This is a genomic window from Vibrio sp. Y176 (genome assembly GCF_033438945.1).
Map to the genome: position 1 here is coordinate 181,008 of NZ_JAWOQS010000004.1, position 26,037 is coordinate 207,044.

At 45.1% G+C, this 26,037-nt stretch carries 20 protein-coding genes and 1 pseudogene; 12 read left to right on the top strand and 9 right to left on the bottom strand.

The features are described from left to right. Positions 1 to 15: 15 nt before the first annotated feature. From R7O13_RS11995 to R7O13_RS12005, 4 genes are all read left to right on the top strand, one after another. On the top strand, positions 16 to 324 hold the full coding sequence (locus R7O13_RS11995; RefSeq protein ID WP_236716964.1) for a hypothetical protein: 309 nt from the start codon (positions 16 to 18) through the stop codon (positions 322 to 324). Positions 325 to 568: 244 nt separating this feature from the next. Then, positions 569 to 871: an AHH domain-containing protein gene (locus tag R7O13_RS31525; RefSeq protein WP_350338174.1), complete on the top strand. Its 303-nt coding sequence runs from the start codon at positions 569 to 571 to the stop codon at positions 869 to 871. A gap of 290 nt (positions 872 to 1,161) precedes the next feature. Continuing rightward, on the top strand, positions 1,162 to 1,458 hold the full coding sequence (locus tag R7O13_RS12000) for an imm11 family protein (RefSeq protein WP_151514445.1): 297 nt from the start codon (positions 1,162 to 1,164) through the stop codon (positions 1,456 to 1,458). A gap of 325 nt (positions 1,459 to 1,783) precedes the next feature. Further along, positions 1,784 to 2,587 carry a MetQ/NlpA family ABC transporter substrate-binding protein gene (locus R7O13_RS12005; RefSeq protein WP_017633488.1) on the top strand — a complete coding sequence of 268 codons (804 nt, stop codon included), beginning with the start codon at positions 1,784 to 1,786 and terminating at the stop codon, positions 2,585 to 2,587. A gap of 95 nt (positions 2,588 to 2,682) precedes the next feature. Here R7O13_RS12005 and R7O13_RS12010 read toward each other — a convergent pair whose 3' ends face one another. Together R7O13_RS12010 and R7O13_RS12015 are read right to left on the bottom strand one after the other, a co-directional pair. After that, positions 2,683 to 2,958, bottom strand: a complete 276-nt coding sequence (locus tag R7O13_RS12010; protein WP_005383040.1) for a hypothetical protein — start codon at positions 2,956 to 2,958, stop codon at positions 2,683 to 2,685. Between the two features lie 223 nt (positions 2,959 to 3,181). Continuing rightward, a complete protein-coding gene (locus tag R7O13_RS12015; protein WP_005379714.1) occupies positions 3,182 to 3,901 on the bottom strand; it encodes an SIMPL domain-containing protein in 720 nt (239 codons plus the stop codon). 233 nt (positions 3,902 to 4,134) lie between these two features. Between R7O13_RS12015 and R7O13_RS12020 the strand changes: the two genes are divergently transcribed. The 5 genes from R7O13_RS12020 (at position 4,135) to dhaR (ending at position 12,394) form a co-directional block, all read left to right on the top strand. After that, a complete protein-coding gene (locus R7O13_RS12020; protein WP_213972401.1) occupies positions 4,135 to 5,898 on the top strand; it encodes a lysophospholipid acyltransferase family protein in 1,764 nt (587 codons plus the stop codon). A 595-nt stretch (positions 5,899 to 6,493) separates the two neighbouring features. Beyond that, positions 6,494 to 8,446 (top strand): PTS mannitol transporter subunit IICBA, encoded by a 1,953-nt coding sequence (locus tag R7O13_RS12025; RefSeq protein ID WP_005379710.1) that lies wholly within the window; start codon positions 6,494 to 6,496, stop codon positions 8,444 to 8,446. Between the two features lie 111 nt (positions 8,447 to 8,557). Further along, complete coding sequence (locus tag R7O13_RS12030; protein ID WP_053306863.1) at positions 8,558 to 9,706, top strand: mannitol-1-phosphate 5-dehydrogenase; 1,149 nt, start codon at positions 8,558 to 8,560, stop codon at positions 9,704 to 9,706. An 86-nt stretch (positions 9,707 to 9,792) separates the two neighbouring features. Then, entirely contained in the window at positions 9,793 to 10,323 is a 531-nt protein-coding gene (locus R7O13_RS12035; protein WP_005379708.1) for an MltR family transcriptional regulator, read from the top strand. A 145-nt stretch (positions 10,324 to 10,468) separates the two neighbouring features. Further along, entirely contained in the window at positions 10,469 to 12,394 is a 1,926-nt protein-coding gene (gene dhaR / locus R7O13_RS12040) for a dihydroxyacetone kinase operon transcriptional regulator DhaR (RefSeq protein ID WP_239932135.1), read from the top strand. Between the two features lie 78 nt (positions 12,395 to 12,472). Here dhaR and ptsP read toward each other — a convergent pair whose 3' ends face one another. Genes ptsP through dhaK form a run of 3 tightly spaced genes read right to left on the bottom strand, consistent with a single transcriptional unit; the run spans position 12,473 to position 16,583 of the window. Beyond that, entirely contained in the window at positions 12,473 to 14,872 is a 2,400-nt protein-coding gene (gene ptsP, locus R7O13_RS12045; RefSeq protein ID WP_239932136.1) for a phosphoenolpyruvate--protein phosphotransferase, read from the bottom strand. 1 nt (position 14,873) lies between these two features. Next, entirely contained in the window at positions 14,874 to 15,509 is a 636-nt protein-coding gene (gene dhaL, locus R7O13_RS12050; protein ID WP_213912270.1) for a dihydroxyacetone kinase subunit DhaL, read from the bottom strand. A gap of 15 nt (positions 15,510 to 15,524) precedes the next feature. Continuing rightward, a complete protein-coding gene (gene dhaK, locus R7O13_RS12055; protein WP_020904270.1) occupies positions 15,525 to 16,583 on the bottom strand; it encodes a dihydroxyacetone kinase subunit DhaK in 1,059 nt (352 codons plus the stop codon). Positions 16,584 to 16,936: 353 nt separating this feature from the next. On the opposite strand from dhaK, the gene R7O13_RS12060 reads away from it, so the two are divergent. Beyond that, positions 16,937 to 18,019 carry a glycerol dehydrogenase gene (locus R7O13_RS12060; RefSeq protein ID WP_318303929.1) on the top strand — a complete coding sequence of 361 codons (1,083 nt, stop codon included), beginning with the start codon at positions 16,937 to 16,939 and terminating at the stop codon, positions 18,017 to 18,019. A gap of 82 nt (positions 18,020 to 18,101) precedes the next feature. On the opposite strand, the gene glmS is transcribed toward R7O13_RS12060, so the two are convergent. Next, entirely contained in the window at positions 18,102 to 19,934 is a 1,833-nt protein-coding gene (gene glmS, locus R7O13_RS12065) for a glutamine--fructose-6-phosphate transaminase (isomerizing) (RefSeq protein ID WP_005379702.1), read from the bottom strand. 110 nt (positions 19,935 to 20,044) lie between these two features. Next, positions 20,045 to 20,806 (bottom strand): DeoR/GlpR family DNA-binding transcription regulator, encoded by a 762-nt coding sequence (locus tag R7O13_RS12070; RefSeq protein WP_005379701.1) that lies wholly within the window; start codon positions 20,804 to 20,806, stop codon positions 20,045 to 20,047. Positions 20,807 to 21,239: 433 nt separating this feature from the next. On the opposite strand from R7O13_RS12070, the gene pykF reads away from it, so the two are divergent. Both pykF and R7O13_RS12080 read left to right on the top strand, forming a co-directional pair. Further along, the gene (pykF, locus tag R7O13_RS12075; protein WP_005392243.1) at positions 21,240 to 22,652 is read left to right on the top strand and encodes a pyruvate kinase PykF; all 1,413 of its coding nucleotides are present in this window, start codon (positions 21,240 to 21,242) and stop codon (positions 22,650 to 22,652) included. A gap of 157 nt (positions 22,653 to 22,809) precedes the next feature. Further along, entirely contained in the window at positions 22,810 to 23,496 is a 687-nt protein-coding gene (locus R7O13_RS12080; RefSeq protein WP_262630241.1) for a GntR family transcriptional regulator, read from the top strand. 54 nt (positions 23,497 to 23,550) lie between these two features. Here the strand turns inward: R7O13_RS12080 and R7O13_RS12085 are convergent. Together R7O13_RS12085 and ilvN are read right to left on the bottom strand one after the other, a co-directional pair. Beyond that, positions 23,551 to 25,431, bottom strand: a pseudogene (locus R7O13_RS12085) (GGDEF domain-containing protein). Between the two features lie 110 nt (positions 25,432 to 25,541). Continuing rightward, entirely contained in the window at positions 25,542 to 26,036 is a 495-nt protein-coding gene (gene ilvN, locus R7O13_RS12090; protein WP_005379697.1) for an acetolactate synthase small subunit, read from the bottom strand. Position 26,037 lies beyond the last annotated feature (1 nt).

The following is a 26,037-nucleotide window of genomic DNA, read 5'->3' on the forward strand; positions in this document are numbered from 1 at the left end:
TTCGGGAGTACTCACATGGCAACTTTAGTTAAAACCTCTTCTGGTACCTGGAAAGCCGTTATTCGAAAAACTGGCTGGCCGACGACGTCTAAAACTTTTCGTCTCAAACGCGATGCAGAGGATTGGGCAAGACGTACCGAAGATGAAATTGTACGTGGCGTCTACATCAAACGTTCCTCGTCTGAACGCCTCACCATTGAAGAAGCATTAAAACGCTACCTGGCAGAAATCTCACCTACCAAACGACCGGCGACCGCTGCCTGTGACGCGAGACATTCCAAACCGCTCATCAAGGCCCTGGGAAAATACTCCCTGGCCGCCTGACGCCCGAAATCATTGCCAAGTATCGAGACGACCGGTTAGCTGGCCTGGATCGTTGCGACGCCAGAGGTAACCCGGCCCCTAAGCCACGCTCACCTAACACCGTACGCATTGACCTGGCCCTGCTCAGTCACCTGTACAACATTGCGATTAAAGAGTGGGGGATCGGCCTGGCAATTAACCCGGTCCAGAATATTCGTAAGCCCACCACATTATTCCAGGAAAAGGTCGGTTCAAACAAACAGCAATTCAGGCAGCTCGACTTGAGCTGCACATGCACCAAATAGGTATAAATGATCCAAGAAATGGGGTCTGGATGATTAACTTCAAAAAGAACAACGACTTGAATTGGGTTGACCCAAAATCACCGGCACACCGTTCAATACATCGATTTAACTATGAGAACTGGATCGCAAGAATATTTGTGACTGGTGGTATGACAAAACAGATGGTAATAGCTCGATTAAATAGGATTAAAATGAGCTTGAAGGATGGAGAATACCCTTCAAAGATTACTCAGAAAAAAGATGTAAGTTGGAATGGCTCATGACTGTTTATAGAATCACAGAAGATCCTGCTAAGTTTAAAACTCTTTCATTATTGCCTAGTGACCTAGCTGAACAATTAGGTGACTTTGAGCTTGTAAGAGACATACTGCATCAACCTTCGCACAATTCATCACTCCAACCGATATGGGGTAAGGTTAATTCGGAGTTTGCAGATGTTCTCAAGAAAGATTCGGAAACTCCAGATATAAGTATTTGGTGTAATACATTCCTCATATTTTCACCCAAAGCATTCAATTACTTACATAACAAGTTGTCGACATGTGGAGAGTTTTTGCCGATCAATGTAGGTAGTGAAACTTGGTATTTCTATACAGCACTGACATTCGCAAGAGAGAACAAACAGTTAACGATTCCCAAAGTTGAATACGGTGAATTGATAGGATTGGAGACACTAGTCTTCGACGAAGAAGATACTCAAGATAAATATATCTTCAAGTCAGTAGAGGAAGGCCCCGTAAACCTATTCTGTACAGATATACTTCGAGAATTAGTGACCGAACATAAGTTGACAGGTATCGGTTTCTCAGAAGATCTAACAGGTTTAGATTTCATTGATGAGGCGGTGTAATTTCACTTGTTGGGTTACTTAAGCAAGTTAAGGAGAACTTCTGCGTTGGTGATATGACATTCGAAAAGCTCAGCTCTGCAGCAACTATCGAATGAGTAATGATATCTACGCCTAATGCAGCTTCTCGAGGCTCTACACTTCCCGTCAGTAACACTTTTTGACCTTCCACTCAGCTTGATCAAAAATTAAGCCCCAAAACATCATACAAATTTTTGTAGCAATGAAACAAAATGTCTGCTCGTGATTTAAACCATTGACCCTCAGACAACTTCTGATAGTATGGACATATAAACGTATGGACGTCTAAAGCAAAAATGGAGCTACAATGAAAAGTATTGGTCACTTAAAGAAACTAGCTTTGATTCTCACGGCAGTAGTCGGCTTAAGCGCTTGTGGAGAAAAAGATGACTCTGTCATTAAAGTGGGCGCGACAGTTGGACCACATGCACAAGTAGTCGAGGCGGTAGCGAAGGAGGCAGCGAAGCAAGGTTTGAATGTCGAAGTCATTGAGTTTTCTGACTACGTGACACCTAATGCCGCTCTTAGCGATGGTAGCATCGATATTAATAGCTATCAGCACCAGCCATTTTTAGACAACTTCAACAGTAGCCATAACGCCCAATTAGTATCAATTGGTCAGTCCATTCTTATGCGTATGGGGCTTTATTCCAATAAGTATCGCTCACTGCAAGAGCTTCCAAACAATGCACGTATAGCGCTTCCAAATGACCCTACCAACGGTGGTCGTGGTCTGTTGCTACTCGCCGATGCAGGTTTAATTGAGCTGAAACAGGGTGTTGGCCATAAAGCCGCCCTAACTGATATCACAAAAAACGCAAAATCATTTGAATTTGTCGAGGTAGATGCCGCTCAGCTACCCAGAACATTAGATGATGTGGACGCGGCTGCGATTACAATGAACTACGTAATGTCTTCTGGTTTAGATCCTAAGAAACAAAGTATCTATCTTGAAGCAAAAGACGCCCCATTAGCAGTCATGGTCATCGCCACTCGTGACGCAGACAAAAATAATGAAGCGTATAAAAAATTCGTTTCTATTTATCAATCTCAAGCGATTCGTGATTATCTCGATCGCACTTTCAAAGGCACAATCGAAGCAGCTTTTTAATCAATAAAGCAGCGAATACTTTGCCCCACGAATCAGATAGAAAAGAGGCTAATGTTTTCTCATAGCCTCTTCTTTTCATTACTCACTAAATCGACTCATTGTCGACTTTCAGCCTCTAACTTCATTGCCAAATAAGCTTGGTCAGCAGAAACCAATTCAGGACGGTTAATCAACTTCCAGAGGAAGTATGGTGGGATTAAAAATACGATGAAGTAGAGAGATTCATGGAAGAAAACATCGGCTATCGTTTGCTGATGCTCCCAAAGTGCCGTCAGTGCGAAGAGCTCTAACATCACGCCTAATACGCCAAAGACGACAGAGACAACAATCGCTAAACCCAGTAGTTCTCTAATAAAGTGCTTGTATGCCATGATACTAATTCCTTCTAGCAATAAGTCATACTAACTTACGCTCATAAGAAAGAAGCCAGCTTGACTATCATCAAACTCCCCTCATCACAGTTAAGAACTTAGTTTTATAAAAAAGTACTTGTATATAGCGTCATCGAAGACTGATTTCCCTATCACAGAGCATAGATACCTCTACAAATAGAAGGTGATGGAACGACCAACTATTGACTATATGAGCGCAACTTTAATCAGATAAGTAATATTGAACCGTCGATACCACTCGTACTTTCTTAATGTAAGGCGTGTTGCTGTCTCGGTCATAAATCGAGAACTGCCCTTGAGTTGCACGTTTGATCTTACCCAGTGAACTCTGTGAGTCTTTCGCAAATTTCTCAGCCACTTCACGCGCATTCTTAGTCGCTTCTTCGATCATGTCTGGCTTCACATCATTCAGCTTAGTAAAGCTGTACTCAACACGATTTGCATAAGGATCTTGGTTAAGCAAAACGCCTTGCTTTCCTAGCTCACCTATTTCATTGATTGCCGCTCGAACAACATCAACACTCTGGCTATAAACCGTAACGGTTCGCGAGGCCAAATAACGATACTCAATGTCTTGCTCGCTCCCATATTGCTGTGCTTTTCTGTCAATGACCGCTGGGGAAGAAAGGGAAACGCTGGTTTCAGGAAGCCCTTTGGCACTTAGAAAGTCCAAAATCAAACGGGTTTGCTGGTCAATTTCATCAAACATGGCCCCCATATCATTACTCGCTAGAGTAAATTGAATCGGCCAAATCACCGTATCAGCAGGATACTCACGCTCCGACAAACCTTTTACTGTCACGACTCTTTCATAGGCTCGGTATTTCACCGCCGTCTGCTGCATAAAATAGCCAAGGATGCCAAGACCAAGTATCAAACTTAGCCCAATCCAAAGTGCTGCTTTATTGGAAACTCGTTCCATTATTTCCCCCTGATAAATATCAACTTAGCTTAATCTTTGTTCTAGATAAGATAGCCTATCTATTGTTTTAAGAGGGAGACATAACGCGAGTTTTGATTCATAGCACAGTGATATACCGTTTTCTTTAGTCAATAAAGCTTCATTGGTTTGTCACCAAAGGCTCATGCTTTTGCCTCTGAACTGTCATCTGTAATTTCTACTATCCAATCAGCAACTTGTACGCTGAGGTAAATATGGATAGTTCAACCCCTTTTCGTCTCCCTCGTAAAACGCCGTTTGGCATTGGTGAAAACGTTGCTGAATGGGCAACCGGTTTAAACCAACTTGATAAGTTCTACGCCCAACGCCCCGTTAATGCCGATACCAAAACTTTTCTCCGCTTCACGCTAGATATCTTAGGTATCGATTATCGCATTGCTCATGGTTCACTCGACTCAGTGCCTAAACAAGGTGCTACCGTCATTGTGGCGAACCACCCGCTTGGTTGTGTGGAAGGCGTCATCTTGGCCGAACTCTTGTTGATGGTACGAGACGATATCCAAATTCTAGCCAATCAATACCTGAAAACCGTACCAGAGTTAGATCAGCTCTTCATTGGTGTCGATGTGTTTGAAGGCAAAGACGCCGTCAAATCAAATATGAAGGCCCTCAGAGCGGCTAATAAACACCTCGCAAGTGGCGGCTTATTGCTTGTCTTTCCTGCCGGTGAGGTTTCCCAGTTAGTCGATGCCAAACAGCAACGCTTGGAAGACAAAGCGTGGAGTCGAAGCGTAAGTAGCCTGATCCGCAAAAACAAAGCAACGACAGTTCCAGTATTCATCAGTGGTCAGAACTCGAAACGCTTCTATATGGCAGGGAAAATCCATCCACTTTTGCGTACCCTAATGCTCGGGCGGGAGCTACTGAACAAACATGCACAAACCATCAACTTGTCTTTTGGCCAAGCGATTAAATTCAAAGAGCTCAACACACTTAACGATGATCAAGTGGTGAACTATTTGCGGCTCAACACTTACTTGCTCAATCGTGAAACCCAATCAGTTAAGCCTTCTTCTTCATCAGAACTGCTCTCTCCAATAGCGGCAGGGTTACCCGTAGGCGAATTGCTTGAAGAGCTGAACAACTTACCAAAAGAGTCCAAGCTGCTAACAAGTGGTGAGTTCGATGTTTACTGCACGGAGTCGCAGAGTATCCCTTCCCTACTGCATGAAATTGGTCGCCTACGTGAGCTCAATTTCCGACAAGTTGGCGAAGGGACTGGACTAGCAATAGACATTGACCATTTCGATCATGATTACCTGCATCTGTTTGTGTGGGACAGAGAGAACCAATGCTTGGTGGGCGCGTATCGTTTAGGTCTGGTTGATCAACTGATTGAAAAGCGCGGCGTAGCAGGTCTGTATTCACGAACGTTGTTTAACTATGACCAACGCTTTATCGACCAAATGGGTAAATCCATTGAGATGGGGCGCTCTGTGATTGCACAGCAATATCAAAAGAGCATGAGCGCGCTACTGCTACTGTGGAAAGGCATCGCAACGTTCGTTCATCAAAACCCAGATTACACGCACCTATTTGGTCCGGTAAGCATTAGCAACGATTATAGCGATACTGCACGTCAATTACTGGCTCAATCAATGACACTGCACCACTACGACAACAATTGCGCAGAGTACGTCACACCTTCTAACCCACTTCCTGAGCACCACCGTGACTGGAACACCAGCATGCTCACTGCTCTGGGTGATTTACAGCTATTGTCACGTGTCATTGCCAGAATCGATGAAGGGAAAGGAGTGCCCGTTTTGCTGCGTCAGTACTTAAGCCTCAATGGCAAGCTGGTATGCTTCAACGTCGACCCTGCATTCAATAACGCTCTAGATGGATTGATTATGGTGGATTTGCGCGATGTTCAAGAAAAGACGTTGGCAAGGTATATGGGACGCGAGCAAGCTCATGACTACCTCGTCTATCATACTAATAGCAACGATGATTAAGAACAGTGATTAAGTAGAGAGTTGGGAATCACAAGAAGAACCGTGTGGCGACTCTCTTTATTTACCCTTTAATCAACTAATTAGGCGTGCTCCGTGAAGTGCGCCGAAAAGACTCTTATAGATACAATCTATCGAAAGATCTAGATAGCATTTATCTCACCAATTCCGTCACAAACTTTCACAAAAAACAAAAGCAGACCCAAGTCACACTTTAAATCCACCACAACTCAACACAAAACGTGATATTGATCATCGCAAGTATTTAATTCGAATTTCAAAAAAAATCAAAAGTGATCAAAGTCACAAAGTATTTTGATTTTAAATTTGTCAGAAGATCGGATTGATCACTAATATTTTTATTGACAGATTTAAAAGTGGCTTTTTGTTATTAAGTTACAAGTTAATAAGTTGAACTTGGTCACTTAAAAACCGTTTCTCAGCCTAAGAAATGCGGGCGTAGATCACGAAAAACCCGTTGTCAGTTCCAATTGGAAAATGTGTGGTAAATTGATTGGGTACTAAGCAATCAAACAAACGGTTTTGGCGAACCGTTTACTACAACAAGATTCATCAGAACATCGAACGGGGAATTGTTATGATATCACCAGATGCCAAGATCAAGATACAAAATTTTGGTCGTTTTCTGTCAAACATGGTAATGCCAAACATCGGCGCGTTTATCGCGTGGGGCTTTATCACTGCTCTATTTATCCCAACTGGATGGCTACCAAACGAAACGTTAGCCTCTATGGTTGGCCCAATGATTACCTACTTGCTGCCACTACTTATCGGTTACACCGGTGGTAAATTAGTTGGTGGCGATCGTGGTGCGGTAGTCGGTGCAATCACAACAATGGGTGTGATTGTCGGCACAGACATCCCAATGTTTATGGGGGCAATGATGGTCGGCCCAATGGGCGGCTGGGCTATCAAGAAATTCGATAACTACATCGATGGTAAAGTAAAAAGTGGCTTCGAGATGTTGGTTAACAACTTCTCTGCGGGCATCATCGGCATGCTATGTGCGATCCTTGCTTTCATCTTTATCGGTCCATTCGTAAAAATTCTTTCTGGTGGCTTGGCGGCCGGCGTTAACTTCCTAGTTTCTGCTCACCTACTACCACTGACTTCAATCTTCGTTGAACCTGCGAAGATCCTTTTCCTAAACAATGCGATCAACCACGGTATTTTCTCTCCACTGGGTATCCAGCAAGCGTCTGAAACAGGTCAGTCGATCTTCTTCCTAATCGAAGCAAACCCAGGTCCTGGTCTAGGTATCCTGCTAGCTTACATGGTGTTTGGTAAAGGTACGGCTCGTCAAACTGCAGGTGGTGCATCAATCATCCACTTCTTCGGCGGTATCCACGAGATTTACTTCCCATACATCCTAATGAACCCTCGCCTAATCCTTGCGGCTATCGCAGGTGGTATGACTGGCGTATTCGTTCTAACTATCTTTAACGCAGGTATCGTTTCTCCAGCATCACCAGGTTCAATCTTTGCAATCTTGTTGATGACTCAGAAAGGCTCAATCGTTGGTGTTCTAGCGTCTATCGCAGCAGCAACAGGCGTGTCATTCGCCGTAGCAGCACTGCTAATGAAGACTCAAACGTCAACAGAAGAAGACGGTGATGAAGCAGCACTAGAAAAAGCAACATCACAAATGAAAGACATGAAATCTGCATCTAAAAACGATGCGGTGGTAAACAGCCAAAGCAAAGGTGACGTAGACCTAGCGACAGTACAAAGCATCATTGTCGCTTGTGATGCGGGCATGGGCTCGAGTGCAATGGGCGCGAGCATGCTACGCAAAAAGGTTCAAGACGCAGGTCTGAACATCCACGTAACCAACCTTGCCATTAACAGCTTACCAGAGAGTGCAGATATCGTGATTACTCATAAAGACTTAACGGATCGTGCACGTAAGCATGCTCCAAACGCACACCACATTTCATTGACTAACTTCCTAGACAGCGAGATGTACAACCAGCTAGTCACCAAACTACTAGCAGCGCAAAACCAATCCGCAGCCAATGACGACCAAATGGTAAAAGTTTCGCTCGTGGCAGCAAACGACGACAACTTCGAGCCACAGCAAACGTCGGTGTTCCAAATCCAGCGTGAAAACATTCACCTAGGTTTGAAAGCTGCCAACAAAGAAGAAGCGATTCGCTTCGCGGGCAACAAGTTGGTCGAACTTGGCTACGCAGAACCAGAATACGTAGACGCGATGTTTGAGCGTGAAGCATTGGTTCCAACTTACCTAGGCGAATCTATCGCAGTGCCTCACGGTACGGTGGAAGCGAAAGACCGCGTGAAGAAAACCGGCATTGTAATCTGCCAATACCCATCGGGTATCCAATTTACTGAAGACGACGACGATGTTGCGAAACTGGTTATCGGCATTGCCGCTAAGAACGATGAGCACATCCAGGTGATTACCACCATTACGAACGCGCTCGATGAGCCGGAGGCAATTGAGAAGCTAACCAGCACCAACGATGTGGAAGAGATTCTAAACATCCTTGGCGGTCAACAAGCGGCTTAATTACCCCTTTAATTTGCTCCTGAGGCAAATGAGGTCAGCTGTCACCCCCTATGCGGTTGGCCTCCCCCTAGTTTCGTAAGTCAACATTTTAGACATTGGTAGGTAAGAATTATGAAAAACGCAGTTCATTTTGGCGCAGGTAACATTGGTCGTGGCTTCATCGGAAAACTCTTAGCAGATGCAGAAGTCGAGGTCACATTTGCAGACGTTGACGCTCCACTCGTCGACCAACTGAGTCACAAGCAAGAATACAAAGTAAAAGTGGTCGGTACTGAGTGCCAAATCGACACAGTAACTCACGTCACCGCGGTAAACTCAGCCAGTGAAGATGTCATTGACCGCATTGTAAAAACCGACTTGGTCACAACAGCGGTTGGCCCTAACGTACTGGACATCATTGCAAAAACCATCGCTACCGGCATTGCTAAGCGCTTTGCAGCAGGTAACGATAAGCCATTGAACATCATCGCGTGTGAAAACATGGTTCGTGGCACCACACACCTAAAAGGTGAAGTGTACAAACACTTGGATGAATCATTGCACGCGAAAGCAGACGAATTGGTTGGCTTTGTCGATTCAGCGGTAGACCGCATCGTGCCACCAGCAGAAGCAGCGAACGATGACCCACTAGAAGTGACGGTAGAGAGCTTTAGCGAATGGATTGTGGATGAGCAGCAATTCAAGGGCGAAATCCCTGACATAGCTGGCATGGAAAGAACCAACAACCTAATGGCTTTCGTAGAACGCAAGCTATTCACTCTCAATACAGGCCACTGCATTACCGCTTACCTAGGTTGCTTGAAAGGCCATCGCACCATTCGTGAAGCAATTGAAGACCCAAGCATTCACGCTGAAGTAAAACAGGCGATGCAAGAGAGTGGTGAAGTGCTGATCAAACGTTACGGCTTCGACCGTGACATGCACAACGCCTACATCGAGAAGATTTTAGGACGCTTTGCCAACCCTTATTTAGTTGATGAAGTTGATCGTGTTGGTCGCCAACCAATTCGTAAATTGGGGGCGAACGATAGATTAGTGAAGCCTTTACTCGGTACAATTGAGTATGGCACTGAAAATAAAACTCTTTTGAAAGGCATTGCCGCTGCGTTGAAGTACACTAACGACACCGACCCACAAGCAGTAGAACTGCAAACCTCATTAAAAGAAGTGGGTGTGAAGAAGACGCTAGCGACATACACAGGTCTTGCAGAAGACAGTGATGAAGTGGCTCAAATCGAGACACTTTACAACCAACTTTGATTTACCTAGGGGAGCTCGGCTCCCCTTCTATGTCCTTCTCTGCTTGAAGAGTTGGGATAGCTAATAATTAGAAATGTATTCAGTATATGGCAGATAACATCAACGAAACCGAGATCATTGAGCGATTAAACAGCGCACCATCGGTACGAGGCTTTTTCATTGCAGCAGTCGACGTTTTTAACGATTCGATCGACGGGTTGGTGCAAAGAATCTTTCGTAAAGATAACTTCGCTGTTCAATCGGTTGTCGGTCCGCTGTTACAAGACTCTGGACCGCTGGGCGATCTGTCTGTTCGTTTGAAGTTATTGTTTGGCTTGGGAGTGCTCCCCGATGACATTTACCACGACATCGAAGACATCATCAAACTCAAAAACCAACTCAATAGTGACGCTTCAGATTACGAATTCACTGACCCGAATATTCTAGAACCAATTAAGAAACTGCACTTGGTGAAGAAAATGGGCATGGTACAACTGGAAGTCAGCGAACCAGATGACGACATCGACCTTGAGTTTTATCAGCTACAACTGCAACGTCAACAACAAATCATTAAGTCAGGGCTCTCACTTGCCATTGTCGAGATTTGCAATGAGCTCGGCAAAGACAGCCCTTTTTAATCGAAAAACTGGCACGGAAGCCTCCTCAACTCGCCCCTCTTTTTGCACATTCTTCTATACAACGTGCGTGAAAGCCATCACAGTCCATATTCCGATGTCTCTGTAACATCAGACCAATCTATCGCTAGTATTGAAACGGTATCGCATGCTTTCAATCGAAGACACTAAAACTAAGTGGGAGTTTTTCCAGAAACACCACTGGGTATCTCCAGAATTTTCCCGCACTCCCGTCCTCGAGTCGTGGGAGCGTTGCATAAAGCAATGCAGCCCTTACACCTGGTCAAAACCACATATTGCCTCTGGATTTACCTTCTCATCTCTAATGAAGCGCAACGAACATCTCATCGAATGCGCCACGACCGTACTTGAAGATACATACGATATGCTTGGTGACGAAGACCTGGTATTGATGGTAACCGATGGCAACGGCTGTATTCTCTCTACCGTCGGGCACGACTCTATGCGACAAGAGATGCAAGCGCTCGGCATAAAACAAGGCTGTTTTCTCTCCGAAGGAAAGATAGGCACAAATGCAGTCAATCTCTGTATCAACACTCATATCCCGTGTGACGTTTTTGCTGCCGAACATTTCAATCGCCACTTGCACTCTTATGCCTCTGTAGCGGCGCCTGTTTTCGACCAATTTGGCAAATTACGCGGTACAACATGCCTTTTCAGAAAAGCGGAAAGCTATAAGAAAGAAGACTTAGTCATCATCGCGTCGAGCGCGAAAGAAGTCAGCTTGCAAATCCATATTCAGTCGGAACAAGAAAATATGAACCGCCTCACTTGTGCGCACAACGCAACGTTAGAGTGCATGGATGACGGCCTTCTGGCCTGGGATGAAGAAAGCCGTATAACCATGGTAAATCACCAGTCCGAGCGCTTGTTAAACATTGAAGCCAGTCAGGTCTTGGATAAAGAAGTCTTTTCTGTTTTGCGCTTCCCGCCAAATGTCCTCAATAGTATTGAGTCAGGTGCGAGCATAAACCGTAAACTCACAACGGTAGAGGTTCGTGGCGAGTTTGTTGAAGCGATCATCACCTTGCGTCCACTCAACGACGGCACACACTTATTGTTCTTGCACCCTATCGATAAAATTCGCGAACTTGCTCAACAACAAATAGGTGGCAGTGCGCGCTATACGTTCAGCACTTTGCCCGTCATTTCACGAAAAATGAAGCATGTCATTACCGTGGCAAAACGGGCCATAAAGTCCAAATCACCGATTCTAATTACGGGTGAAGAAGGTGTAGGAAAAGCCACTCTCGCCATGGCGATTCATAACGAAAGCACCTACAAAGAAGGGCCGTTCATTACGCTCAACTGCCGCTCCATCAATACAGAGCAACTGGTCAAAGAAACCCTGGGGTATGACGAAGGGCAAGGCATGCCTTCAAAGTTTGAGCTCGCCCATGGCGGTACGCTCTTTTTAGAAAAGGTGGAATATCTGTCGCCCGATTTACAAGCCGTGCTACTTAAGTTGTTAAAAACTGGGCTCGTCAGCCGCAGCGACAGTTTGCGATTGATCCCCGTAGACTTTCAACTTATCACGAGCACCGCTTCAGAGATCAGCGAGTATGTCACTCAACGCTCATTTGGTCGGCAACTTTATTATGAAATCTCCTCGAACGAGCTGCATATTCCGCCACTACGAAAGCGTAAAGAAGACATTGAATTTCTCGTCCAGCAGCTTATCAGCCATTATGAACGCCGCCACAATGTGACGATCTCGATAGAGCCAGTCGCACTGGAAGCGTTGATGAATTTTCGTTGGTCAGGCAACAACTCTGAATTAAGAAATCGAACTGAGCGAATTTTGCTTAACCGCAGTTCCAACTTAATCAAGCTGAACGATATTCCTGAAGACATTAAACTGAATTCTTGCCATACCGCAGAAAATACGCCAGTAATCACGTTAGAAGAAGCCGAGAGAAGAGCTATCGTTCAGGCTTGGAATCAGTGTGATGGCAAAATGCATGATATGGCGAAAGCATTGCAAATTGGCCGCACTACCTTATGGAGAAAAATTAATAAGTTTGGGCTGCAGGAGCAAATGAAGCTGTATTAAGCCAAGAAGTGGCGTTCCTACAAAAAGTAAAACCGGCGTAAGCACGCCGGTACAGATGTACTAACGATAAGATATCAACTAAACATCGACAGACAACTGACGAATCTGCGCTTTTAGTCCCGGTAGCAGACTCGCACTGGCGCTGAATTTTCGCAACCCCACGCGAAGCAATGTTTCTGTGGCATTTGGATCGCCAGCCATCTCACCACACATACTAACCGGTATACCCGCGCGATCGCCTGCTGCACACGTGAGCTCAATGGCTTTTAGTACCGATGGTTCAAAGTAGTTCACCAATTCAGCAACAGCGGCGTTACCTCGATCGGCGGCCATAACATATTGAGTCAAATCATTGGTGCCGATAGAGAAAAAGTCGACTTCTTGGGCTAACGCATCAGCATTTAATACCGCGGCTGGCACCTCAATCATAATACCAACGGGCAAATGAGTCGCATCCAAGCCGAGTTGGTTTGCTTGATGCGCCAACAGCGCTTTTACTTTTCTCACTTCTTCAACCTGAGCCACCATCGGTATCATCAATTGAATATTCGGTTGCTCGTGAAAGGCTCTCAGAATGGCTCGAAGTTGAGCGGTAAACAATGACTCATGCTGAAGACACAACCGCACCCCTCTCAAACCTAAAAATGGATTATCTTCTGCTGGCATAGGATAAGCGGCTAAAGGCTTGTCACCGCCAACATCTAGACTACGAATCGTAAGTGGCTTATCACCAAGTGCGGCAGCAATATCACGATACACTTGATATTGCGCTTCCTCAGTCGGCAACTCATCACTGTTTTGAAATAGAAACTCAGTCCGAAATAGACCAACGCCCTCAGCCCCCGATGTTAGTGCATCATCAATATCTTTCGGTCCACCAATATTGGCGAATACTTGAATATGGACACCATCACAGGTGACTGCGGCTTGCTGAGCACTCGCTAATGCACGTTGTCGGATGCTTTGCCACTCAATTTGCTGAGCTTCTAATTCCTGCTGTACGGCATCTGAAGGAGAGAACCATAAATGCCCTCGGAGGCCATCAATAGTCACCACTTGACCAGCACGCACAGCATCAAGGCAGCCCTGAGCTTTAACGATGGCAGGAATCCCCATCGCACGAGCAAGAATCGCACTGTGAGAGGTTTTCCCTCCCTCACTCAAACAGATACCAAGCACTTTCGATTTATCAAGCCCGGCCACATCAGAAGGCATCAGGTCGCGGGCCAACAAAATACTCGGTTCCTGAATGTCGATGGCATTAGGCGTTACGCCTGTCATTTCGACCATAACTTGGCGTGCGATATCATGTACATCTGCTTCGCGTTCCCGCATGTACTGACTTTCTGCCTGGCGAAACTCTTCGGCCAACGTTTGCAGTGATTCTACCCAAGCTTGCTCGGCTATCATGCCCGTTTGAATTCGCGACTCGACCGATGCCCATAATTCTGGGTCACTGAGCATCATGCTATGAGCAGAAAATATTTCCCCTTTCGGCTGCTTCGCTTGCTCCTGCAAATGTTGAACAACCACGCCTATCGCACGCTTAACCCGTTCAATTTCATCTTGTTCACTTTGGAAATTACGTTCAGGCACTGCTGGCATTTCATGAGTAAAAAGGACAGCAGGAGCAGTAGCGATACCGTCATTGACTCGAATACCAACAACAGCACCTTCAATCTGATTTGAGGCCATGCCATCGAGCAGAGTATCCGAGCTTTCTTCAGGTTCGATAATGCCTTGCTCAACCGCCTCTTTTTCTCCGAAGTGCTCACTAGCTAAGGCTTCAAATGCCTTGATTGCTTCACTGGATTGAGGTCCAAGTGCGCATAAGGTGATCGTCTCTTGACTACGAACGCCAAGTTTCGCAATGCTGTTCAAGCTTTTCGCGTTCACACGGCGCTCGCCTTTTTTCAACCATAATTGGCAGTCGAAAGGCGCGAGTGCACCAACAATGGCCGCAGCGGGACGAGCATGTAATCCATGCGGATTTTGCACTACCCAATCAAATGTCCGTTCTTGCTCAAAGTTTTCTGATACTGGCGCTATCTCAGCGGATGTTAGTGGCTGATCACCAAGATGCTCTTGTTTTACGCTTAACGCATTCTGTGCCTCTTCGACTACCGTCGATAAAGGTAGTCCGGCAGCAGCAGCCACCGACGCCGCCATGGTTCCTTCAACAATAGGTGCCGAGATAAGGGTGACATTTTCCCTCACATGATCATCAATCAGGTCCAGAGCCATTTCCGTGCTAAGCAACGCGCTGCCAAGATCCATCAACACAACAACCCCTTGTTGATCTTGTACCTGCTCAATCGCTTCCATCACGGCAATGGCATCGGTTCCGATCGGGTTCTCTGGATCATCAATCCCAGCAGCAATCGCAAGCTTGGCTTTGCCTTGCGTCATTTGGGTGGCAAGTTCTGCCACCCCTTCTGCAAGTCGACGACTATGAGATACAACTACAATTCCCACCATCTTAATTACCTGCTATTGCCTGCTGGAGTCCTTTAATCATTAACAAAGAAGAGGTTGCACCGGGATCTTGGTGACCAATACTACGTTCCCCCAGATAGCTTGCTCGCCCTTTTTTCGCCAACATTTCAATCGTGGCAACCGCGTTCGTTTCTGCTAGCTCAACCATTTCATTCAGTAAGTGATCGGCGCTCATGCCATTTTCTAACGACGCCTTCACGCTAACTAAGACGGGTAACCAAACATCACACATGGTTTTATCACCCAGCTCTGCTTTACCACGAGACACCACGCCATCCACACCGCTTTTTAGTGCATCCACTAACTCTTCAAACGTTAATTGCTCTCGAGTTCCGACAGCGGCAGCCGTGCGAATAAACAGCGTGCCATACAGCGGGCCACTTGCCCCACCGACACTAGAAAGCAAGGTCATGCCCGTATTCTTGAGAATGCTGCCGATATTTTGGTCCGCAAATTGCGGCAGTTTTTCAGCAACTTTTTTAAAGCCTCGGTTCATATTGAGACCATGGTCTGCGTCACCAATATCACGATCAAGGTCGGTCAGAAAATCTTGATTCTCTTGATACGTTTTTGCACATAACTCTAACCAGTGAACGATATGTTGTTTTTCAATTTGCATGTTTGCTCCCCCCTGTTACCACTTGATCGCAGCCGTATCGACAGGAGCATCAAACAGCTCCAACATCTCTTTATCTGCTTTCAGCAACGTAATTGAAACGCCTTCCATATCAAGTGACGTACAAAAGTTACCGACCATATTACGCACGATACGGAACCCCGCTTGCTCGCAGTTATGGGCAAGACGGCGGTACACTCCGTAAAGCTCAGAAATTGGCGTTCCGCCCATACCATTCACCATCACAATATAGTCGTGTTCAGCGGCGAAAGGCTCAATGCTGGATTCCACTTCATCCCATTCACCTTCGTCACGATTCCAAATACGCAATGTGCGCTGATAAGGCGTGTTTTCAGCAACTTCAGCAAACATCTCATCCACTAACGTATCGGCGTCGGTGTATTTCACTCGCTTGATACCTGGTTCACCATGGATACCAACACCAAACTCCACTTCATCATCTTCCAGAACAAAAGATGGTTTACCCGCAGCTGGCACAACACAAGCATTAAGCGCCACGCCAAATGAACGACAGTGGTTATTAACGCGACGAGCCAGTGCTTCACATTGCTCCAGCGAATAACCTTTGTTCGCGGCAGCACCAACTAACTTCTCAACTAATACCGTTCCAGCAACACCACGACGACCAGCGGTGTACAGGCTGTCTTTGACCGCAACATCGTCATCCACCAACACCGCCCCAACTTTGATACCATCGGTATGAAGCAGCTCCACGGCCGTTTCAAAGTTCAACACATCACCGGTGTAGTTTTTAATGATAAACAGCACGCCTTCACCAGTATTCACTTGGTTACCACATTCGTACATTTGATCTGGCGTAGGTGAAGTAAATACCTCTCCTGGGCAGGCGCCTGTCAGCATGCCTTTACCAATAAAACCTGCGTGTAAAGGTTCATGACCACAGCCACCACCAGAAACCAATGCCACTTGCCCCGGCGTTTCCTCATGCCACATGTAACGAGGTTCGTAGTTAGCTTTTAGCTCAGGGCGGGACAATGCCAGGCCTTCCATTTGCTGCAATACAACATCATCGACTTGGTTAATTAACTTTTTCATCGTTCTATCTCATTCCATTTATATTTTTATGTAGGGTATGAATTCATCTTAAACAGAGAAAAAGCGTACTCAACAAAAATCAATCTGTTTCATATTGAAACAAAATCTTCGACATTCTCGTTTCAATATGAAACAAAAAACGACAAATTTTCCTGAATAGTGATCGTCGCCATAAAGCATGCTGATGCTTATTACTTCTGACAGTCGGTTTGACACAGAGGTCATAAAAGCATGGAACAAAATCAGAGATATCCTTAACCACTTACCACACCAAACCTAATATAAACCTTATCGCTACAATGGATTTTCATTGCAGTCAAAAACACACATAAAAAAGGTTAAAGGTTTGAATTATGGATAAAATTATTATCAGCCCAAGCAAATACGTCCAAGGTGAACAAGTACTTACATCTATCGCTCACTATGTGAAAACATTAGGTGAACGTCCGTTAGTAATTGCTGATGAGTTCGTGACTAACCTGGTTGGTGATGACGTCAAACAAAGCTTTGCTGACGAGAAGCTTCCACTCACTATGAACATTTTTGGTGGCGAATGTTCGCGCGTTGAGATTGAACGCATCACGGACATTTGTGCGACTCAAAAACATGATGTCATTGTCGGTATTGGTGGTGGTAAAACGTTAGATACAGCAAAGGCTGTTGCGTTTTACACCAAAATTCCTGTCGTGGTGGTTCCTACGATTGCCTCGACTGATGCGCCAACCTCAGCGCTTGCGGTGATATACACACCTGAAGGTGAATTTGCAGAATATTTGATGATCCCTAAAAACCCAGACATGGTCATCATGGATACGTCAGTCATCGCCAAAGCCCCTGTTCGCTTACTTGTATCGGGGATGGGCGACGCGCTTTCCACCTACTTTGAAGCTCGTGCCAACATGACTTCTGGTAAGGCAACAATGGCTGGTGGGTTAGCGACGCGTTCAGCACAAGCGCTTGCGAAACTTTGCTATGAAACCTTGCTTGAAGATGGTGTAAAAGCAAAAGCTGCGGTAGAAAATGGTGTGAGCACCAAAGCGGTAGAAAACATTATTGAAGCCAATACATACCTAAGCGGTATCGGTTTTGAAAGCAGTGGTCTAGCGGGTGCTCACGCTATTCATAACGGCCTAACTAAGCTTGAAGAGTGTCATCATCTCTATCATGGTGAGAAAGTCGCGTTCGGCACACTTGTTCAGCTGGTACTAGAAAACGCAGCGATGCAAGAGATTAATACGGTTCTTGCATTCTGCCGCTCTGTAGGTCTACCAACCAACTTATTTGATATGGGCGTTAAAGATCTTAACCACGCTAAGTTGCGCGAGGTCGCCGAAGCCTCAACGGCCGAGGGAGAAACCATCCACAATATGCCATTCCCAGTGACGGCAGAAAATGTCTACTCTGCAATTCTAACCGCTCACCAGTTGGGTCAATAACTCACCCCCTTAAAGTGGGCTTAAATAAAAAAGCGGCACATACTCTCGCATGTGCCGCTTGGATTTTTGCTGTTAAGCGTAATTACTCAACCGTTACCGCTTTCGCCAGGTTACGTGGTTGGTCTACGTCCGTACCTTTGATCAGTGCTACGTAGTAAGACAGCAACTGCATAGGGATGGTGTAGTAGATCGCCGCCGTGATTTCACTAACGTGAGGCATTGTGATGATCTTCATTGTCTCATCGCCTTCGAAGCCTGCGTCTGCATCTGCGAATACGTATAGAAGGCCGCCACGCGCACGCACTTCTTCAACGTTTGATTTTAGCTTTTCAAGTAGGTCGTTGCTTGGTGCAACCACAACAACTGGCATGTCAGCATCAATTAGGGCCAGAGGACCGTGTTTCAGTTCACCCGCCGCGTACGCTTCTGCGTGGATGTACGAGATCTCTTTCAGTTTTAGAGACGCTTCCATCGCGATTGGGTAGAACTCGCCACGGCCTAGGAACAATGTGTGGTGCTTGTCTGCAAAATCCGTTGCTAGTGCTTCAATTTCTTTCTCGAAAGAAAGTGCCGCGTTGATTTGCTTAGGAAGTGCGTGTAGCGCTTCAACAATCTCTTTTTCTTTCTCTTTGCTGATGCGACCTTGCTCTTTACCCAGTGCCGTTACCAACATAAGTAGTGCAGAAAGTTGAGTCGTGAACGCTTTGGTTGAAGCCACACCGATTTCAACACCAGCGCGAGTCATGAATGCAAAATCTGATTCACGAACCAAAGAGGAACCCGCTACGTTACAGATGGTCATCGCCGCCATGTAACCTTTCTCTTTTGCTAGGCGAAGTGCTGCTAGGGTATCAGCGGTTTCACCAGACTGAGACAACGTGATCAATAGGCTGTTTGGACGAGTCACAAACTTGCGGTAACGGAACTCAGACGCGATTTCTACATCACAGCTAACGCCAGCAATGTCTTCAAACCAGTAACGTGCCGTCATACCTGCGTTGTAAGACGTACCACACGCGACGATTTGTACGTGTTCTACTTTGCTTAGAATGTCTGCCGCGTGCACACCGATCGCGTCTGTCACAACAGAATCTGACGTGATACGACCTTCCATTGTGTTGATCAACGCTTTAGGTTGCTCATAGATTTCTTTTTGCATGAAGTGACGGTATTGACCTTTATCACCTGCATCATGCTCTGCATTAGATTCAACTATTTCACGCTCAACTGGCTCACCCGTTGCATCAAACACAGTGACTTCACGGCGAGTAATTTCTGCTACGTCACCTTCTTCTAAGTACATGAAACGGCGCGTAACGTTAAGTAATGCAAGTTGGTCAGACGCTAGGAAGTTTTCACCTACACCAAAACCGATCACGATCGGGCTGCCTGAACGTGCTACTACGATGCGAGATGGGTCTTTGCGATCCAACGCTACCGTGCCGTATGCGCCTTCAAGTTGTTTTGCTGTTTTTTGTACCGCTTCTAATAGCGTTTCTGAAGTACGAAGTTCCCACTCAACCATGTGTGCGATAACTTCTGTATCCGTTTGCGATTCAAACACGTAGCCACGAGATTGAAGCAGCTCACGCAGCTCTTCATGGTTTTCGATGATGCCGTTATGGACAACTGCGATATCACCAGACATGTGTGGGTGAGCATTGATTTCAGAAGGTTCACCGTGCGTCGCCCAACGAGTGTGCGCAATACCAGTTCCGCCGATCACTTTTGCTTCTTCTACTGCATCAGCCAATTCTTGTACTTTACCCAAGCGACGAACGCGCGTTAGGTTTGATTCGCCATCAACAACCGCAACGCCAGCAGAGTCGTAACCGCGGTACTCTAAGCGGCGTAGACCTTCAACCAAAATTTCTGCAACATCTCGTTGTGCTACTGCACCTACGATTCCACACATATGTTTATCTCCGTTTGTAGTTTTGTTCTTCCCTAGCCATGATTTCAAATAGAGGCAGCAAGCAAAGGCCTTTATCCAGAGGGAAGTGAAATATGAAACTGATTACATTATTAGGCGCAAATGACTTTCACGCCATGTTGTTCAATCTGTACTTTATGCTCTGCTTGGATATCTGCATCGGTCACCAACACATCAACTTGATGCCAAGCGAGCTCTAAGTTTGGGATCTTACGGCCGATTTTTTCGGACTCGATCATTACGATCACTTCACGTGACGCTTCTGCCATTACCTTACTTAAGCCAACCAACTCATTAAATGTCGTGGTTCCACGCTCGAGATCGATGCCATCCGCACCGATGAATAGTTGGTCAAAATCGTAAGCTCGTAATACAGATTCGGCTACTTTGCCTTGAAAGGACTCTGAGTGCGTATCCCAAGTACCGCCAGTCATCAGCAGTGTCGGTTCGCTCTCTAATTCATTTAGGGCGTTAGCAACATGCAACGAGTTGGTCATGACCACTAAGCCACGTTTATCATTCAACTGTTGAATCAGCGCGGCAGTCGTGCTGCCACTGTCGATCACGATGCGATTATGATCGCGAATCAATGATGCTGCTGCTTTTGCTAAGCTTAACTTTCGAGTCGAAACATTAGCGCCCAATTCTTCGTGAATGACTTCCTTTGGGATAGCAATCGCACCGCCATAGCGGCGTAGAAGTTGGCCGTTTTTCTCTAAAGAAGCTAAATCCTTTCTAATCGTGACCTCTGAGGTTTCGAATTTCTGAGCAAGTTCATCAACGCTGACTTCTCCTAGTTCAGAAACCAAGTTAGAAATGGCGTGTCTTCTTAATTGAGTATTTCGTTTCGACATTTAAGTTTTGATTTTAAGTTTCGATGTGAAACTTATTATAGTCAAACCGAAACTTTTAAGTCCATTTATTTCGATCCAGAAAATTAATATTTCTCGATAAAACCTTGTCCTAAGACAATTCTTAAACAGTGATATTGGATTCATTCAGTGGTAGAATTCGCCACCGAAAAGAAAAAAAATTACAGAATTGAAGGCTATTTTTTTGCAACTTTCTGCATATAAAGTGGGATTAGTCACAAAAAGGTAACCAAAATCGCCGATCTTTTAGTCATAAAATGACTAAACTTGGTGAAAGACTTTCAGAATCTGAAGTTCTAATAATGAGACGAAAAATCGGTGGGTGACAGGTACTAAATGTCATCAAAAACGTCCTGACTTCAGAGTAAATAACCGACTTTCAAATTGTAACTATACTTACCGGAGAGTATCTTCCATGAAAAAGACCAAAATCGTATGTACGATTGGCCCTAAAACAGAATCTGTAGAGAAGCTAACTGAACTAGTTAACGCAGGCATGAACGTAATGCGCCTTAACTTCTCTCACGGTGACTACGAAGAACACGGCACTCGTATCGCGAACTTCCGTAAAGTAATGGAAGCTACTGGCAAACCACTAGCAATTCTTCTAGATACTAAAGGTCCAGAAATCCGCACTATCAAGCTAGAAGGCGGTAACGATGTTGATCTAGTAGCAGGTCAAGAATTCACTTTCACAACTGACACTTCAGTTGTAGGTAACAAAGATAAAGTTGCAGTAACTTACGCTGGTTTCGCAGCAGACCTAAACGTAGGTAACACTATCCTAGTAGACGACGGTCTAATCGAGATGGAAGTTATCTCTAAGACTGAAACTGAAGTTAAATGTAAAGTTCTTAACAACGGTGCACTAGGCGAAAACAAAGGTGTTAACCTTCCTGGCGTTTCTGTAAACCTACCTGCACTATCTGAAAAAGATAAGAACGACCTTAAATTTGGTTGTGAGCAAGGCGTTGACTTCGTAGCAGCTTCTTTCATCCGTAAAGCGTCTGACGTTCAAGAAATCCGTGAAGTACTTGCTGCAAACGGCGGCGAGAACATCCACATCATCTCTAAGATCGAAAACCAAGAAGGTGTTGATAACTTCGACGAGATCCTAGAGCTTTCTGACGGCATCATGGTTGCTCGTGGTGACCTAGGTGTTGAAATCCCAGCTGAAGAAGTAATCTTCGCTCAGAAAATGATGATCGAGAAGTGTAACCGTGCACGTAAGATGGTTATCACTGCAACTCAAATGCTTGATTCTATGATCAACAACCCACGTCCTACTCGTGCGGAAGCAGGCGACGTTGCTAACGCAGTAATGGACGGTACTGACGCAGTAATGCTTTCTGGTGAAACGGCGAAAGGTAAATACCCTGTTGAAGCGGTAACTATCATGGCTCAAATCGCGAACCGTACTGACTCAGCGTTAAAAGCTGAACTAGGTTCTCGTCTAGACAGCCCACGTCTTCGCATCACTGAAGCAGTATGTAAAGGCGCTGTAGACACAGCTGAGAAACTAGCTGCTCCACTTATCGTTGTTGCAACTGAAGGCGGTAAGTCTGCACGTTCAGTACGTAAGTACTTCCCAACTGCAAACATTCTAGCGCTAACAACTAACAAGAAAACTGCTGCACAGCTAGTTCTAACTAAAGGTGTTACTCCTGTAGTTGTTGATTCAATCGAAAGCACTGACGCATTCTACGTAGCGGGTAAAGAACTTGCTCTAGAATCAGGTCTAGGTAACAAAGGCGATATCGTTGTTATGGTTTCTGGCGCTCTAGTTGCTTCAGGTACTACGAACACAGCTTCTGTACACGTGCTATAAGACTGAACTTTTAACACTTCAGTTTCTTGAGAAGGAGGGCTTATGCCCTCCTTTTTTATATGGCTTTCTTGCTCTCATAATAGGCTAATTGTATTATTTACCTCTATCAGAATTTCGTACTGTTTAATTTTATCGTCACGATTAAAGTTTCTATGAGGTGTATGTGTCTAGTCCCACTCTTACCGACAAAGTATTAAGAATGATCCGTCAGGATATTCTCGATGGCGAGCTTAAACCAGGTCAAAAACTCGTGGTTGCCGAACTCAAAGAGAAGTACAACGTAGGAGCGTCACCCATTCGAGAAGCATTGGTGCAATTATCTTGGAGCAAATACGTCAAACTCGAGCCGCAAAAAGGCTGCTGGGTTGCACCTGTATGTAAAGATGAGTTACATGACTTGTACGAAAGCCTGCAAATGGTCTCCGCATGCTTACTCAGTAAGGCAATTATGATTGGCGATGAAAAATGGGAACTGGATGTACTAACTGCTTATCACAAGTTATCCCGAGTAAAACCTGGCGAAAGCTTTTGTTGGAGGGAATGGGAAGAGCGCCAAAATCAGTTTCTTACTGCGCTGTTTGAAGGTGCTGGCTCTGTCAATATGTTTGGTTTTTTCCGCGATCTACTCACGCAAATTAAACGCTACCAATACTTCGCGATGCAGATTTTAGGCACAGGGAACCCTGGGCACTGTAATCTCGATGAGCAAGAAATACTGATGAAGGCATCGCTAGACAAAAAGAGTCAGGATGCTTTAGGTTATCTAGAGCGTTATTTGAGACAGTCAATACAGTGTATCGAAGCCGCCATCGACAGCCAATGTCGCATACTGGCTAACGAATAACGCTGAGACTAAAAAGCGGGGGTCTATCCCCGTTTTTTCGTTTTTGTAAAAGCACTAAGCAATATCATCATAACTATGACATAGCGATACGCAGTTACGCCCTGCACTTTTTGACTCATACAAAGCAATATCAGCACATTTATACGTTCTTGTACGATCAGAGGTTAAATCACTATACCCAGCACTGACAGTAATGCCTCTATCACTACGCATTTGAACCGCGACACGTAGCCTGTTCAATACAATTTCAGCCTCTTCTAGTGTTGTATGCGGCATAATCACTGCAAATTCCTCACCACCGACACGAGATACAAAGTCTGTGCTGCGGACTTCTTCTAGGAGGGTTTCTGCGACACTACAAATCACCTTGTCTCCTTCGTCGTGGCCAAGCTCGTCATTAATACGTTTAAAGTGGTCAATATCAAACAACGCCAAACAAGCAGGAGGGCTATCAGGATAGCGTTCAATAATCCCCGCATATTGCGCCAATTGCTCTTCAAATTTTCGGCGGTTCCACAACCCCGTCAAGCCATCTTTTTCGCTTAGGTTTCGTAATTTTTCTTCTAACTCTTTTTGCCCAGAGATATCCACCAGCGACGTAATGTAATAACTCACTTTACCTGATTTGGTTAAATTCGCCTGAATACGCATTATTGCAGTAAAGACTTGATTAAACTTAGTTCGACAACGAATCTCCCCTTCCCATACGTGTTCACTCTTCAGTGTTTTCCAGATACTCAGGTTTGCTTCGAGATCTTCAGGTAAGAGAATTAAATGATGTGCACTCCAACCTTGGGCATGCTTGGTTGAGTAACCCATCATGTTTTCAAACTCTTGATTAACCATGATGATTCTATGTGAAGCATCCGAGATCATCACCGCAGTCATACCATCAAGAGCAGCTCGAGCCAACTTCGATTCCATACTATGACGCCGATAATGCAGAGCAAGGGCTGCCGTCGGCAAAGTGAAGCCGAGCACCAAACTTAGAACAAAAAATGCTTCTTGGATTAAGTCATCAATGTCCCTCTGAGCTCGGGATAATAACTGCTCATTGGTAAGATCAATAACCAGATGAAGAGGTTCGCTAGAAACAAACTGGATGGTGCGATACGCGACCAAATTCGAACCATTGTAAGCATAGCCCGATTCTTTTTAATTTAAACTACGCCAAATGTTTGGGTACATCCGGCCAAAATTAAATTGAGAGCGAGCGGGAATTATATGGCCATACAAACGAGCTGATTTAGGGCTATCAATGTAAAATCCGTCACTCTTAATCAGCTCAATATGGAAATCAAGCACTGACGAATAGTTGAGTCGAGAGGATAAATAGTCAATATCAACATTAAGCACAAGATACCCTTCGCGCTTTCCGTTAAGCGAAATAGGCATCAAAATACGCAGTGACGGACTATAGGGATAGACTAACTCGCCATACTCTCGTTCTAAACCTATCCCCCACGAAGCGATTTCGCCATCGTCTAAGTTCTTAGCGAATTGAAAGTAATCTCGCTCTGACTTATTTTGCAATTTGATCGCGGGCAACGCAGCGCCTGTTTCAATATCATAATTAATCCTCACTTTTTCTCGACCAGAAACATCAAGAAAGCGAATTTGCTTATACAACTTTTGATTGATTGCGACCGAGCTCCACATGTCTTCTAAGATGGAACGGTTCACCCGGTTAGGTTGGCGCAGATATTCATACAGACTTTGGCTGTGACCAAGTAGGTCACTGATCGTTTCGATTTGATCCTGAATATTGCTGTATTCACGGCCAGTATAGGCCAATTGATGTAACGCTTCTTGAGCGGTGTTCTCAACATTGTTTTCTAACAACGTCAGATATTTCTGATAGTAGTAAGCGGCAGTGAGTGCACTAAAAAATAGTGCTGTCGCCAATAAGGTGCCGACTCGCTTAGGTACTTTCACACGTCTAATGCCTATCATGCTTACTAAAACGACAATTATATCATTAATTGTTATTTTCTAAACAAAAAAGCCACTTAGATTAAGTGGCTTTTCTATATGCAATCAGAGAGTTAAGGTTTGAGGGCTCGCTCTCCTCGCGCAATGCCAACGACACCACTACGAGCAACTTCGACAACTTCGGTCACTTCGGATATCGCTTGAATGAAGGCATCTAGCTTTTCACTCGTACCCGCAAGTTGTACGGTGTATTGGGAAGCCGTGACATCCACGATCTGGCCACGGAAGATGTCTGCCGTCCGCTTCACTTCTGCTCGCGCAAAACCACTGGCTTTCACTTTCACCATCATCAGTTCACGCTCAATGTGCTCATACTCGGTGACTTCTTGTACTTTCAGCACATCGATCAGTTTGTGTAACTGCTTCTGAATTTGTTCCAACTGCATCTCATCAGATGTCGTGGTAATGTTCATTCGCGACAGGGTTTCATCATCAGTCGGTGATACCGTCAAAGATTCAATGTTGTAACCACGTTGAGAGAACAAACCAACAACACGAGACAACGCACCCGGTTGGTTTTCCAATAGCAATGAAATAATGTGTCTCATA

Coding starts and splice junctions, on each gene's coding strand:
- R7O13_RS11995 (WP_236716964.1), top strand. CDS start 16: ATGGCAACTTTAGTTAAAACCTCTTCTGGTACCTGGAAAGCCGTTATT.
- R7O13_RS12005 (WP_017633488.1), top strand. CDS start 1,784: ATGAAAAGTATTGGTCACTTAAAGAAACTAGCTTTGATTCTCACGGCA.
- R7O13_RS12010 (WP_005383040.1), bottom strand. CDS start 2,958: ATGGCATACAAGCACTTTATTAGAGAACTACTGGGTTTAGCGATTGTT.
- R7O13_RS12015 (WP_005379714.1), bottom strand. CDS start 3,901: ATGGAACGAGTTTCCAATAAAGCAGCACTTTGGATTGGGCTAAGTTTG.
- R7O13_RS12020 (WP_213972401.1), top strand. CDS start 4,135: ATGGATAGTTCAACCCCTTTTCGTCTCCCTCGTAAAACGCCGTTTGGC.
- R7O13_RS12025 (WP_005379710.1), top strand. CDS start 6,494: ATGATATCACCAGATGCCAAGATCAAGATACAAAATTTTGGTCGTTTT.
- R7O13_RS12030 (WP_053306863.1), top strand. CDS start 8,558: ATGAAAAACGCAGTTCATTTTGGCGCAGGTAACATTGGTCGTGGCTTC.
- R7O13_RS12035 (WP_005379708.1), top strand. CDS start 9,793: ATGGCAGATAACATCAACGAAACCGAGATCATTGAGCGATTAAACAGC.
- dhaR (WP_239932135.1), top strand. CDS start 10,469: ATGCTTTCAATCGAAGACACTAAAACTAAGTGGGAGTTTTTCCAGAAA.
- ptsP (WP_239932136.1), bottom strand. CDS start 14,872: ATGGTGGGAATTGTAGTTGTATCTCATAGTCGTCGACTTGCAGAAGGG.
- dhaL (WP_213912270.1), bottom strand. CDS start 15,509: ATGCAAATTGAAAAACAACATATCGTTCACTGGTTAGAGTTATGTGCA.
- dhaK (WP_020904270.1), bottom strand. CDS start 16,583: ATGAAAAAGTTAATTAACCAAGTCGATGATGTTGTATTGCAGCAAATG.
- R7O13_RS12060 (WP_318303929.1), top strand. CDS start 16,937: ATGGATAAAATTATTATCAGCCCAAGCAAATACGTCCAAGGTGAACAA.
- glmS (WP_005379702.1), bottom strand. CDS start 19,934: ATGTGTGGAATCGTAGGTGCAGTAGCACAACGAGATGTTGCAGAAATT.
- R7O13_RS12070 (WP_005379701.1), bottom strand. CDS start 20,806: ATGTCGAAACGAAATACTCAATTAAGAAGACACGCCATTTCTAACTTG.
- pykF (WP_005392243.1), top strand. CDS start 21,240: ATGAAAAAGACCAAAATCGTATGTACGATTGGCCCTAAAACAGAATCT.
- ilvN (WP_005379697.1), bottom strand. CDS start 26,036: ATGAGACACATTATTTCATTGCTATTGGAAAACCAACCGGGTGCGTTG.